Annotated in this window: 11 protein-coding genes; 6 read left to right on the plus strand and 5 right to left on the minus strand. The window is 43.3% G+C overall.

All coding sequences use genetic code 11. The features are described 5' to 3' along the window. Window positions 1-18 precede the first annotated feature (18 nt). Both dhaK and dhaL read left to right on the plus strand, forming a co-directional pair. Window positions 19-1,089 carry a dihydroxyacetone kinase subunit DhaK gene (gene dhaK, locus P2E05_RS17265; protein ID WP_154622029.1) on the plus strand — a complete coding sequence of 357 codons (1,071 nt, stop codon included), beginning with the start codon at window positions 19-21 and terminating at the stop codon, window positions 1,087-1,089. Window positions 1,090-1,149: 60 nt separating this feature from the next. Then, window positions 1,150-1,770: a dihydroxyacetone kinase subunit DhaL gene (dhaL, locus tag P2E05_RS17270; RefSeq protein WP_163863055.1), complete on the plus strand. Its 621-nt coding sequence runs from the start codon at window positions 1,150-1,152 to the stop codon at window positions 1,768-1,770. A gap of 43 nt (window positions 1,771-1,813) precedes the next feature. Here dhaL and P2E05_RS17275 read toward each other — a convergent pair whose 3' ends face one another. The 4 genes from P2E05_RS17275 to glpA form a co-directional block, all read right to left on the minus strand. Beyond that, window positions 1,814-2,332, minus strand: a complete 519-nt coding sequence (locus tag P2E05_RS17275; protein ID WP_154622031.1) for a GNAT family N-acetyltransferase — start codon at window positions 2,330-2,332, stop codon at window positions 1,814-1,816. Between the two features lie 130 nt (window positions 2,333-2,462). After that, complete coding sequence (gene glpC, locus P2E05_RS17280; RefSeq protein ID WP_154622032.1) at window positions 2,463-3,656, minus strand: anaerobic glycerol-3-phosphate dehydrogenase subunit GlpC; 1,194 nt, start codon at window positions 3,654-3,656, stop codon at window positions 2,463-2,465. Further along, window positions 3,653-4,948 (minus strand): glycerol-3-phosphate dehydrogenase subunit GlpB, encoded by a 1,296-nt coding sequence (glpB, locus tag P2E05_RS17285; RefSeq protein ID WP_154622033.1) that lies wholly within the window; start codon window positions 4,946-4,948, stop codon window positions 3,653-3,655. Before glpB ends, glpC begins: the two co-directional genes overlap by 4 nt. Then, on the minus strand, window positions 4,938-6,593 hold the full coding sequence (gene glpA / locus P2E05_RS17290; RefSeq protein ID WP_154622034.1) for an anaerobic glycerol-3-phosphate dehydrogenase subunit A: 1,656 nt from the start codon (window positions 6,591-6,593) through the stop codon (window positions 4,938-4,940). Before glpA ends, glpB begins: the two co-directional genes overlap by 11 nt. A 436-nt stretch (window positions 6,594-7,029) precedes the next feature. Here glpA and glpT point away from each other — a divergent pair, with 436 nt between their 5' ends. Both glpT and glpQ read left to right on the plus strand, forming a co-directional pair. Further along, on the plus strand, window positions 7,030-8,379 hold the full coding sequence (gene glpT / locus P2E05_RS17295; protein WP_163863061.1) for a glycerol-3-phosphate transporter: 1,350 nt from the start codon (window positions 7,030-7,032) through the stop codon (window positions 8,377-8,379). 99 nt (window positions 8,380-8,478) lie between these two features. After that, on the plus strand, window positions 8,479-9,555 hold the full coding sequence (gene glpQ / locus P2E05_RS17300) for a glycerophosphodiester phosphodiesterase (protein ID WP_154622036.1): 1,077 nt from the start codon (window positions 8,479-8,481) through the stop codon (window positions 9,553-9,555). Between the two features lie 45 nt (window positions 9,556-9,600). Here glpQ and epmA read toward each other — a convergent pair whose 3' ends face one another. Further along, complete coding sequence (gene epmA, locus P2E05_RS17305; protein WP_163863651.1) at window positions 9,601-10,578, minus strand: elongation factor P--(R)-beta-lysine ligase; 978 nt, start codon at window positions 10,576-10,578, stop codon at window positions 9,601-9,603. 799 nt (window positions 10,579-11,377) lie between these two features. Between epmA and frdA the strand changes: the two genes are divergently transcribed. Both frdA and P2E05_RS17315 read left to right on the plus strand, forming a co-directional pair. Beyond that, window positions 11,378-13,174 (plus strand): fumarate reductase (quinol) flavoprotein subunit, encoded by a 1,797-nt coding sequence (gene frdA, locus P2E05_RS17310; protein ID WP_163863066.1) that lies wholly within the window; start codon window positions 11,378-11,380, stop codon window positions 13,172-13,174. Beyond that, window positions 13,167-13,901: a succinate dehydrogenase/fumarate reductase iron-sulfur subunit gene (locus P2E05_RS17315; protein ID WP_154624539.1), complete on the plus strand. Its 735-nt coding sequence runs from the start codon at window positions 13,167-13,169 to the stop codon at window positions 13,899-13,901. The genes frdA and P2E05_RS17315 overlap by 8 nt, the downstream gene beginning before the upstream one ends. Window positions 13,902-13,903 lie beyond the last annotated feature (2 nt).

Raw genomic sequence — 13,903 nt, forward strand, 5'->3', positions numbered from 1 at the left:
TCTTTTGGAGTCTGTAAGATGAAAAAACTGATTAACCGTGTTGAAGATATTATCAGTGAAGTCAATCAAGGATTGACCTCAGCCCATCCTGAATTAATTCTGAATGTTGACCCAACTTATCTTGTCCATAAAAATGCCCCGATTAAAGGTAAAGTGGGACTCCTGTCCGGTGGCGGCAGCGGTCATGAGCCCATGCATAGCGGCTATATCGGTTTAGGTATGCTAGATGGCGCATGTCCTGGAGAAATGTTTACCTCGCCAACACCCGACCAGATGATGGAATGCGCAATGGCTATTGATAGCGGGGAAGGCGTATTGATGATCATTAAAAACTATACTGGAGATGTGCTGAACTTTGAAACCGCTGCCGAGCTATTACACGATGCAGGAACGAAAATTGCCACAGTACTAGTCGATGATGATGTCGCTGTAAAAGATAGTTTATATACGGCAGGACGTAGAGGAGTGGCAAATACCGTTTTAATGGAAAAAATACTTGGTGCCGCGGCAAGCAAAGGCTATACACTCGATCAATTGGTAGAGTTGGGTCATAGAATCAATAATAACGGCTATAGTTTAGGTGTTGCCTTACAGGCATGTACAGTTCCTGCTGCCGGCAAACCTTCTTTTGCACTCCCTGATAATGAAATGGAATTTGGTGTTGGTATCCATGGAGAGCCAGGGATTGAGAGAAGAAGCTTTACGAATTTGAATGAGACTATCGATCAAATGTTTGAAACCCTGATCGAAAATGGTCACTATGAACGCATCATTCGTCAGTGGGATCGTGAAAACGGCAGCTGGCAAGAACACAAACACATCAAACAGCCTTTGCAAAAAGGTGATCGAGTCATTGCTCTCGTCAATAACCTTGGAGCAACACCATTATCAGAACTTTATGCCGCCTATCACCGTTTACAGACCTGCTGTGACAGCTTTGGTTTAACCATCGAACGCAGCCTTGTAGGCGCCTATTGTACCGCACTTGATATGCAAGGGATCTCAATCACACTACTCAAAGTAGACGACGAAGCTTTAATGTTATGGGATGAACCTGTCAATACCCCAGCTTTACGTTGGAAATGCTGATAACCCGATAACCTTTACGCTGAAGACAGTATAAATAGCGGTAAAATGGAGCAAAACACGATGAGTTTAACACAACAGCAGATCTATCATTGGTTAATTCAGTGCTCACAGACCTTTGCCCATGAGCAAAATAATCTTACTGAGCTTGATACCGCGATTGGTGATGGCGACCATGGCCTCAATATGAATCGAGGCTTTCAAAAAGTGGCAGAGAAGCTTCCCTCGGTTCAAGACAAGGATATCGCAACACTCCTCAAAACAACGGGAATGACACTATTATCCAGCGTTGGGGGAGCTAGCGGTCCACTATTCGGCACATTTTTTATTAAAGCATCACAAAGTGTAGTAGGTAAAGAAAGCTTAAATGTGGCGGATTTATCTGAACTCATCAAAGCAGGAACCGCAGGCATTGTTTCTCGTGGTAAAGCTGAGCCTAATGACAAAACGATGTGTGACGTTTGGTGGCCAGTTTGTGAATCGCTAGAAAAATCAGTATCACTCCCCTTAAACACAGCCATAGATGCCGCTGTCGAGGCTGCAAAACAAGGAGTTGCATCGACAATACCAATGCAGGCACGTAAAGGGCGAGCGAGCTATTTAGGCGAGCGAAGCATAGGGCATGCTGATCCGGGTGGTATGTCAGTATTACTCATGTTAGACACTCTCAAAAAATCAATTTGATGATATCTCACGTTGGTGAAGCTCCCATCACCAACGTGTCATTTTATCGATTTAATGCATAACAGATATCATCATAAATAACTCCATTAATTTCATAATTTTCTGTAATGACTTTCTGTTTGAAAAAACCATTCTTCAGCAACACTTTTTCTGAAGCCACGTTTCCTTCAGTCACTATCGCTATAAATGAACGGATCTGTGCATATTCTGGTGATGCCAACAGCATTTTCAGTGCTTGTGTAGCGATTCCTTTCCCCGCAAAAGTAGGATCAATCAAATAGCCAATTTCACCAACATATTGCTGCTGTTCTAATGACAAGCAAATACCGATCAACCCCATTGCTTGATAGGTCTGAGTATCTTCAATAACCAAGCATAACCAATGCTCTGAAGATAAGTTCCATTCAGGTAAACGGCTTTCAAAAGCGGCCAGAATGTCTTTTTCGGTTTTTGGATTAGAAACAAAACGTAGAACATCAAGGTTAGTATAGAGTTGGAAAAAGAACTCTTTATCTTCTAGGGTCAGTTTTCTAAGTTTGAAAGTAATACTCGTATCGAACATGTAATATCCATCGTCATCAAGCCACAGCGTAACTATAAACGACCATTGGCAGAGAACAAAAGACATAAAAAAGGGAGACAGACGGTCATCTCTCTCCCAAACGGGTTAACTAAGTCATTTATAATATTGGCTATAATGCTTTGGCTAATAAACTAATCGGGTGCTCACATTTTTTACTGGTTGACATCTCTATCTGCCACTTACAGGTTTCACAATCCGTGATCACCATATCCGCCCCACTTTCTTCAATTTGACGGAATAGTCCCGCACCAATCCCTTGAGAAACCTCATAATTTTCTTTTTTAAAGCCATATGTGCCTGCGATACCACAGCATTGTGAATCAAGCACAATTAATTCAACACCGGGGACACGTTTAATCAATTCCAATGTATAAGATGTCCACCCCATTTTTTCCATGTGACAAGGTGTGTGATACGCCACTTTTAATGGTGTCTGTTTAAGCTTCAATTCACGTCCTTGCTCCAATAAGCGATAAATATAACGAGTAGCTAGCTCAATGTTATCGCGCATTTGAGAGGTATCGACATCTAAAACATGTGTATATTCATCACGAAGTGTGAAAGTGCAAGTCGATGACGTTGCAACAACAGGGATATGATTCTCAAGGATCGTTTCTTGTAATGACTCTAAGTTAACGTTCGCTTGACGCTTAGCTTGTTTCATAAACCCATTGGCAATTAACGCCACACCACAGCATTTTTCACGTTTGAGTAATTGAACCCCAATTCCCATGGCATTAAACACGTTGATTAAATCTTTACCTAACTGTGGATGGTTATAGTTGACATAACAACCATGAAAAAAGGCGACCTGCTCTGGGAATTTCTGTTGTTCAGCCGCTTGTTTTGCATACCAACGACGGAATGTACCGAACGAATATTTTGGTAATTCACGGCGATGATCGATTTTTAACGCTTTATCTAGAATTTGGCGAACAGGCTTCAAACCTGTAATGGTATTGACTACCGGTGCAAAAGGTGTCGATAAAGAGCCCATTAAATCGGTATGGCTGAGAATAGCATCACGCAATTTTGGTTTTTGCTGGCTGTAAGTGTTACGCGCACGCGCAATAATATCACCGATTTTAACATCGGATGGGCATGCAACTTCACAACGCTTACAGTTCGTGCAGTATTTTAATGCCTCATCATACAGCATGGGGTCTTTTAAGCGTAAACGCTCTCCATCTGGACCTGCCTGTTTTGGACCGGGATACAGAGGATTAACCTTAGCAACAGGACAATAGGTTGTGCAAACAGTACATTTAATACAACTTTCAAAACTCGCATCCTGAATACTCATTGCGCCACCTCCGCCTGCATGGCTCTTTGTCTTTCAAAATAACGCATAATTTCACCCGCAGCATGTAACCCACTAATGAGTGAAACCCCTGCTCCACAACCTTCTGTTAATGGGTCAAAACCACCTAAGACTGCACCAGCGACATACAAGTTTTCGATCGTTTGGCCATCTTTTTTCGCTCGTAATTGTTCATCTGTCTGAACACCAAATGTCATATAAGGCTGCGAAGCAAAAAACGCTTTATTGGTCCATTGAGCACGTTCAGGTATATGACACAAATCAAGATGCATTAATGGCTCATAGACGCGATCAAACTCAGCAACAAGCCCGTTATTAAAAAAGCTCCCTGTCGCTAACACAAATTGTGAGGCTTTCAGTGAAATATCGCCATGATTACGTGTCGTTACTGATTCAATTCGTGATCCAATACAATTCACTGACGTCACTTTATCTCCAGGCATCACGATCCCACCTTGGCGGCGAAACTGACGTAATAGCGTTTCATGTAATCGAATACCAAGTAATGACGGAGGTAATGTAGGTAATAAATAGATCGGCTTGCCTAGCTGTTTTTGTAGCTCCAATAAGGGCTGCTCGGTGTCTAACCCTATACAAGCAGGCATAAAAATAGTCTCTGCATCGGTAATTAATGGCTTAATTTCGGCTACTATCTCTGCCATATTTTCAGGCCTATCTAACCAACGCGCCACGTTGATCGCCCTAAATTCGCTGGGGTTTTCTCTGAGCCTATCAAGCAATGGCAAATGCACATAGTAAGGGCTCGCATTGAAACCTTCCCGTTGTAATTCATCCGAGACCATCTGAGGTTGAAAATCTAAAAAACCCTCTATACCGACCACTGCGATGTTACCCATATTCATTTTGCTATGCAGCGCCGCTGTCGGAACAGATTCAGGGCTTAACCAAGTGAGGCGCTTATGCCCTAATGGTGTTATACGATAATGATTTTCATCACTGGATCCTCGTAGCTTCATGCCACTTTGCTGCAATAATGCTTCAGCAAGATGCGTTAGCTTAATCACAGACAATTTACCAAGGCGGCTATATGGGTGCTCTGGTGACTGTTCACTGAGTTTATCTAGCGCATCCAACGGCTTTTCGACAACTTGTCCATCTGGAAGGTGGGTTAATAAATCCAAAGAGCCTGAAGAAAAATGTAATGCATTTTGTCCTGCACTGACGATGGCGCAAGATAAACCCGATTGTGTTAAACGGATACCACACATCAAGCCAGCAAGGCCTCCGCCCATTACGACTGCATCATATTTCATTATCAGCCTCCTTCTCAGGTGTGTTACCCAAGGTTTTTTCATTCATGCCACAGAGTCCATGGTAAACCCAGCTCGTAAATTCGCTCTCTCGCAGAGCATCGCCCCAAGCAATAGGCCTCACCCCTTTCCAACGTTCATTCAGGAAGTGTCCTAATTGCTGCTCGGTTTCATGCGGAGTCGTCACATTAAAACGATTTAAAAGACCCGCGGCTCGGCAAGCACATAGCTCACCTTGACAAGTTCCCATCCCAACACGAGTACGCCGTCTTAAATCAAGTAGGTTATTGACTGTTAATGAGTTTACGGCGTAACGAACCTCTCCAGCAGTGACGGCTTCACATTCGCACACGAGGCTTTTATCCAACCGATTGGTGCTCAGTATCGCAGATGCGCGATCCCCATGGCGGTATACTGCCGAGCCGCGAATCGGCGCTGGAATGGAAACAACATTACGCAACGCTTCTTCTGCACTATGCTGTGACCCTGGTAAAGGGGCATCCGCGGTTGTACATTTCGCCGTATGACCTAATTTCTCACAAACTTTATCTGTCGCCCACTCAGCCATTAACCGGTAAGTCATTAATTTACCACCAGTAATTGTGATAAAGTTTTCAAGGCCATCACGTTTCGCATGGTCCAACAACACAATACCGCGACTCACATTACGACCAGAAGGATCATCATCGCTGGCAACTAATGGCCTAACCCCCGCATAAGCGCGCAATATGCGTGTTTTCGCTAATGCCGGTGAGAGCATTGAACCTTCGCGGATCAAAATATCGACCTCTTCCGGTGTCACATACATATTATCAATTTGATCATATTCAATATGCGTTGAGGTAGTACCAATCAATGAAATGGTGTCACCCGGTACCAAAATATCCGCATCCGCAGGCTTACGACAGCGATTAATAACCATGTTATTTAATCGATGGCCAAGAATGAGCAAAGCCCCTTTTGCAGGGAACATTTTAACTCTCAAATCTGCATATTCAGCGATTCTTTGTCCCCAGATCCCCCCTGCATTGACGACTATTTCGGCATAAATATCATATTGTTGTTTAGCTTGGTGATCATAAACTGTCACACCGCGTACTTTATCGCCATCACGAATCAAACCAATAACTTCATGATAGGTAAGCACTTTAGCACCATGTTCCCGTGCGTCTAACATATTTGCAGCCGTTAACCGAAAAGGGTCTACAGTGCCATCGGGTACACGTACCGCACCTATTAATTGTGGGTTCACTGAAGGCTCTAGACGAATTGCTTCTGCGGGATCAATCGCATTAGCATCAATGCCCGCCGCTTGGCAGGCTTGAATAAATTGTTGTTGATATTCAAGTGAATCTTCAGGCAAGGTAATGAATAAACCATCGGTTTTTTCAATACAATGATGAGCAATACGTTTTAGTATCTTATTTTCTTCAATACACTCTCGTGCCGATTCTCCGTCCGTGACGGCATAGCGAGCACCGCTATGTAACAAACCGTGGTTGCGTCCTGTTGCGCCTGTTGCAATATCATGCCTTTCGAGTAAAACCGCTTTTAAGCCTCGGCGGGCGCAGTCACGAGCAACACCTGCACCTGTTGCGCCACCACCAATAATGATGACATCCGTTTCAGTCACAGATGAGCCATTCATGTCGTATTCCTCACATTAATCAACATTACTTTTAGTATGGTCTATTTTTATAATCTATAACTAAATATAGACAAGAAACGTGCTCGATGTTTGATAAGGAACAAAAACGAAAACAATTAAGTCAAAATAGGTAATAAAAAGCCAAAATTCGTGACGCAAATCACAATAAATCATCTAAAGATGGTTTCTTTTCGTTCGTAAATAACATTAACTATGCCACCCATAAATAAAACAAATATTTGTGCAGTAGATTACAGATAAAATGTTTTTTTATGACTATCATAAGAGCACTTATGAAAGAAATTGCTCGATATGAAACTCGAATACTTTCGTTTTTGTCATTCTATCCATAAAAAATACTCAATACCCTTTATCTCGCTCGCATGAGATATAGAAGGTGAGAGGTAATAACTATTAGCATGCCATCGGAGGCTATATGTTAAGCATTTTTAAACCAGCACCTCATGCCCCGAGGTTGCCAGCAGAGAAGGTAGATCCAGTCTATCGTCGACTGCGCTGGCAAATCTTCATGGGAATTTTCTTTGGTTATGCAGCGTATTACTTGGTAAGAAAAAACTTCGCATTAGCGATGCCTTACCTTGTTGAGCAAGGCTTTTCCAAAGGGGATCTGGGTTTTGCATTGTCAGGGATCTCTATCGCGTACGGTTTCTCTAAATTTATTATGGGGTCAGTATCAGACCGCTCTAACCCGCGAGTATTCTTACCCGCCGGTCTGATCCTTGCCGCAGCCGTAATGCTTATCATGGGCTTTGTGCCATGGGCAACGTCTAGCATCATGATTATGTTCGTGTTGCTATTCTTATGTGGTTGGTTCCAAGGGATGGGTTGGCCTCCTTGTGGTCGGACTATGGTGCACTGGTGGTCACAAAAAGAACGTGGTGGGATCGTTTCGGTTTGGAACTGTGCTCATAACGTAGGTGGCGGTATCCCTCCTCTCCTATTCATGCTCGGTATGGCATGGTTTAACGATTGGAAAGCGGCGCTGTATATGCCTGCATTCGCGGCGATTCTGGTTGCGATTATTGCTTTCGCTTTAATGCGTGATACACCACAATCATGTGGTTTACCACCAATCGAGGAATACAAAAACGACTACCCACCTGACTACAAAGAGTCAGATGAGCAAGAGTTAACAGCAAAAGAAATCTTCATGAAGTATGTGTTCCCGAACAAACTTTTATGGATGATCGCGATTGCTAACGTCTTCGTTTACTTACTACGTTACGGTGTACTTGATTGGTCACCTACCTATCTACGTGAAGTAAAACACTTCGCTATGGATAAATCCTCTTGGGCTTATTTCCTATACGAATATGCAGGTATTCCAGGTACATTGCTCTGTGGTTGGATGTCGGACAAAGTGTTCCGCGGTAATCGTGGGGCAACGGGTGTGTTCTTCATGATTCTCGTGACGATTGCCACCATTGTCTTCTGGATGAACCCTGCTGGTAACCCAAATGTTGATATGGCTTGTATGCTCATCATCGGCTTCTTAATTTACGGTCCTGTAATGTTGATTGGTCTACATGCTCTTGAGCTTGCACCGAAAAAAGCGGCAGGTACTGCGGCTGGCTTTACTGGGCTATTTGGTTACCTTGGTGGTTCTGTTGCCGCGAGTGCTATCGTTGGTTATACCGTCGACTACTTCGGTTGGGATGGTGGCTTTGCTGTCATGATTGGTGGTTCTGCACTTGCTGTCGTACTACTGTTTATTGTGATGGTTAGCGAATCTAAACACAAACGTGAATTAGCGAAAATGAACTAACACTTCATTAAAGATTCACGTTAGTGCACTAAGCTCTGGGCTATATCAAAAAACGATATAGCCCTTTTTTTACCAAAAAAGTGACAAGGAGATACAATCATGCACTTCCCATTAAAAACGTTGGTGGCAAGTATGGTTTTAGTGATGTCAGTTTCAGCAGTGGCACAAGCAACTGAAAAGGTCGTTATCGCGCACCGTGGCGCAAGTGGCTACTTACCCGAACACACGTTACCAGCAAAAGCGATGGCTTATGCACAGGGTGCTGACTTTCTTGAGCAAGATTTGGTGATGACCAAAGACAATGAGTTAGTGGTACTTCATGACCATTACCTTGACCGCGTCACGGACGTCGCTGAGCGTTTTCCCAACCGCGCTCGCAAAGATGGCCGCTATTACGCCATTGACTTTACGCTCGATGAAATCAAATCATTAAAATTCACTGAAGGTTTTGATATTGTTGATGGTAAACAGGTTCAGAGCTACCCAAACCGCTTCCCTATGGGAAAATCAGATTTTCGAGTTCATACTTTCCAAGAAGAAATTGAATTTATTCAGGGATTGAATAAATCAACAGGAAAAAACATTGGTATCTATCCTGAAATCAAAGCCCCTTGGTTCCACCAACAAGAGGGCAAAGATATTACGAAAAAAACACTCGAAGTCTTGAAACAGTATGGCTATACCGATAAAAACTCAAATGTTTACCTTCAGTGCTTTGATGCTAACGAACTAAAACGCATCAAAAATACCTTAATGCCAGAAATGGGTATGGATTTAAAGCTTGTCCAGTTAATTGCCTATACGGATTGGAACGAAACGCAAGAACAAAAACCAGATGGTACTTGGGTTAATTATAGCTACGATTGGATGTTTAAACCCGGCTCAATGAAAGAAGTCGCTCAATATGCCGATGGGATTGGCCCTGACTACCATATGTTAGTCAGTGAAGATTCAACCCCTGACAATATTAAGCTAACGGGTATGGTAAAAGATGCCCATGCCAACAATATGGCGGTACACCCTTACACTATTCGAGTCGATAAGCTTCCGAAATACGCTAAAGATGGTCAACAACTCTTTGATATTATCTACAATCAAGCTGATGTAGATGGTGTATTTACCGATTTCCCTGACCTAGGTGTGCAGTTTCTCCAAAAACAGAAACAGCATCCATAATCCCTAGAAAGCCGATTGCAGCCAAACGGCTGCAATCTATCATCATTAAGCGATAGTCACAGGAAAAGCAATCACATCACTGATTCTTTCTGCATCTAATGCAATCATAATTAGGCGATCAACCCCTAATGCCACCCCCGAACATTCCGGTAATCCATGAGTTAACGCCGCTAATAAACGTTCATCAATAGGATGCACGGGTAGCCCCATAGCAGCACGCCGACGATTATCTTGTTCAAAACGCTGGCGTTGCTCATTCGCATCCGTTAATTCACGAAAGCCGTTTGCTAACTCCATCCCTTTAAAGTAAACCTCAAAGCGTTCTGCAACACGATGATCTTCAGTGCTGATTTCAGCTAAAGAAGCCTGAGTAGCTGGGAAGTGATAAACCACAACGGGTTTTTCTTTACCAATATGAGGTTCAACCCCCATCGTAAACAGTAATTGCAATAGGGTATCTTTATCTTCTTCTTGTTCGGCGACATTGCTCAGATCCAAACGAGCAGCAACTTCCCTCAATTCACTTTTTTCTGCTGAAAGGGGATCAATGTCGAGATGACGCAAAAATGCTTGCTGATAAGACAATAATTCCGCACTGTCACAATCCAGTATTTGCTGTAGCAGATCATCAACTTCATTGATAAGGCGATACATATCATAATGTGGACGATACCATTCAAGCATCGTGAATTCAGGATTATGATGCCTGCCAGCTTCTTCATTACGGAAACTACGGCAGAGCTGATAGATAGGTCCACTCCCCGCAGCCAATAAGCGCTTCATATGGTATTCAGGGCTGGTCATCAAATAGAGATCTAACCCTTGTGCAGCACCGGGTCCCACAAAACGGGTATTAAAAGGGACAAGGTGAATATCCGTGATGGTCGCCTGACTCATCGCCGGAGTTTCAACCTCAAGTACACAGCGCTCCGTAAAAAAACGTCTAATCTCAGAGACGATTTTTGCTCGCTTTAACAGATTCGCGACAGGTGCACTTGGCTGCCAGTCCACTACTTCACTCATTAACATCACTCCAAAATAAACATAGTCGTGCAGTTTACTCACCTCTTGCGCGACAAACAATGCATTAACACGAATCAAATGCAATTGAGGTATCCGCTGCTATCATAATCATCCACGAACAGACTGAAATGTAACAAAGTGAGCAAAATAGCGTCGCTTATTCTTCAGCCAACACGATTGAGTAACGATCGTTTTATACCGCATCTAACCAGCTGCACAAAAAAGAAAAATCATGATTATTTCTAATGTAATGTTAAGGCCATGTTATCAATACTCTTCGTTAAACTTAATCAAATAAATGAGTATTTCAGACAATAAAAATGCGCAAATAGCACTTCAGATATTACCGATTTTATTTGCTATCGAATATTCGGGATGAATAAGTTGATTCAATAAAAATTTTGTTATTATTCGCTTTACGACAGGAAATACGCGATCTTTAAAGTAGATTTAAATCCTGAAACTGACGTTAAAAATAATGGTAATCATTTGAATTGTCGTTTTTTTAGGACTCATCAAACTTAAAATGCCGCTCATGAAAAAACAATTAATAAAAACTTGGCACAGATCACATTTTATAGTGGAAATCGCCTAAAACCCCCCTCTATATCAAATTTATCCTGAGGACTATTCGCTATAATTCACAGCATGATAAGTCATTATTAGCTATTATATTATTTACTATTAAAAAAGAGAGTTTGTGCGGTATCACTCAACGTGATGCAAACAAGCAGATAGCTAAGCATCAAAAGTATTTAAAAGAATTTATTAATTTACACTTGAACAATGGAGAAGCGCAGTGCAAACCTTCAATGCCGATCTAGCGATTATCGGGGCCGGGGGCGCAGGCTTACGTGCAGCGATAGCTGCCGCAGAAGCAAATCCCAATATCAAGATTGCTCTGATCTCAAAAGTTTACCCAATGCGTAGTCACACTGTGGCCGCAGAGGGGGGATCAGCCGCAGTGACTCAGGCCCATGACTCCTATGACTATCATTTTAATGATACGGTTGCCGGCGGTGACTGGCTGTGTGAGCAGGATGTCGTCGAATACTTTGTCGAACACTGTCCGACAGAAATGACTCAGTTGGAACTATGGGGATGCCCATGGAGCCGTAAACCAGATGGTTCAGTTAACGTTCGTCGTTTTGGCGGTATGAAAATTGAGCGCACTTGGTTCGCTGCCGATAAAACTGGCTTCCATATGCTTCATACCCTGTTCCAGACATCGCTTAAATACCCTCAAATCCAACGCTTTGATGAACATTTTGTTCTCGACATCATTGTTGACGAAGGCCAAGTCCGTGGTCTTGTTGCCCTCAATATGATGGAAGGTACAAAAGTTCAAATCCGAGCTAACTCTATCATCATGGCTACAGGCGGTGCTGGGCGAGTTTATCGCTACAACACTAACGGTGGTATCGTAACGGGTGATGGTATGGGTATGGCATTCCGCCATGGCGTCCCTCTACGGGATATGGAGTTTGTTCAATATCACCCAACGGGTCTTCCTGGATCGGGTATCCTAATGACTGAAGGCTGCCGTGGTGAAGGTGGTATCCTTGTTAATAAAGATGGCTACCGTTATCTACAAGATTACGGCATGGGACCAGAAACACCACTCGGTAAACCTGAAAACAAATATATGGAACTCGGTCCTCGTGACAAAGTTTCGCAAGCTTTCTGGCACGAATGGCGTGCAGGACGCACCATTAGCACCCATCGTGGTGACGTTGTGTATCTAGACTTACGTCACCTTGGCGCTGAAAAGCTGCATGAGCGTCTACCGTTTATTTGTGAGCTAGCAAAAGCGTATGTGGGTGTGGACCCCGTTACTGACCCCATTCCTGTTCGCCCTACTGCTCACTACACAATGGGGGGTATCGAAACAGATCAAAACTGTGAAACACGCATCAAAGGCTTGTTCGCTGTTGGTGAGTGTTCATCTGTAGGTCTGCACGGAGCCAACCGTTTAGGTTCTAACTCATTAGCTGAGCTTGTTGTCTTCGGCCGCCTAGCGGGTGAACAAGCGGCTAAACATGCAGCAGAAGCCACGCCTGCTAACGCAAATGCGATTGAAGCACGCACTCGCGATATCGAAGATAATCTGAACAAGCTTCTCAACCAAAAAGGTAAAGAAAGCTGGTCGAAAATCCGCGATGAGATGGGAATCTCAATGGAAGAAGGTTGTGGTATTTACCGTACACCTGAACTCATGCAGAAAACCGTTGATAAAATTGCGGAATTGAAAGAACGCTTTAAACATGTCGAAATTACCGACCATAGCAGCGTGTTCAACACCGATCTACTTTACACTATTGAACTTGGGTTTGGTTTAGATGTTGCCGAATGTATGGCACACTCCGCCTTTAATCGTAAAGAATCGCGTGGTGCACACCAACGTCTTGATGAAGGCTGTACAGAGCGTGATGATGTGAATTTCCTAAAACACACATTGGCATTCTATAACCCAGAAGGCGCACCTCGCCTCGAATACAGTGATGTGAAGATTACTAAATCTCAGCCAGCAAAACGTGTTTATGGTGCAGAAGCTGAAGCTCAAGATAAGGCAAAGAAGGAGCAAGCTAATGGATGATATGAAACACTTAAAAATGGAGATCATGCGCTACAATCCTGAAACGGATAATGAGCCCCATTTAGTGGCATATGATGTCCCTTATGATGAGCAAACCTCATTGCTGGACGCTTTAGGTTATATCAAAGATAACCTTGCACCTGACCTCTCTTATCGTTGGTCTTGCCGTATGGCAATTTGTGGTTCTTGCGGGATGATGGTTGATAAAGTGCCAAAACTGGCCTGTAAAACCTTCCTACGTGACTACCCCAATGGTCTAAAAGTTGAGCCATTAGGCAACTTCCCGATCGAACGTGATTTGGTGGTTGATATGACTCACTTTATTGAGCGCTTAGAAGCGATCAAACCTTATATTATTGGGAATGATCGCAAACCTTCTGAAGGGCCAAATAAGCAAACTCCAGCTCAAATGGCGAAATATCATCAATTTTCAGGCTGTATCAACTGTGGTCTCTGCTATGCCGCATGCCCACAGTTTGGTTTGAATCCTGAGTTTGTTGGTCCTGCTGCAATTACCTTGGCTGAGCGCTACAACTTAGATAACCGTGACCACGGAGCAAAAGAACGCATGCCATTATTGAATGGTGATGATGGTGTCTGGAGCTGTACATTTGTAGGCTACTGCTCTGAAGTCTGTCCTAAGCATGTTGACCCAGCAGCTGCAATCCAGCAAGCGAAAGCAGCCAGCGCGCAAGACTTTATTATCGCCATGCTGAAGCCACGATAAGG

Source organism: Providencia stuartii, assembly GCF_029277985.1.
Classification (GTDB): domain Bacteria; phylum Pseudomonadota; class Gammaproteobacteria; order Enterobacterales; family Enterobacteriaceae; genus Providencia; species Providencia zhejiangensis.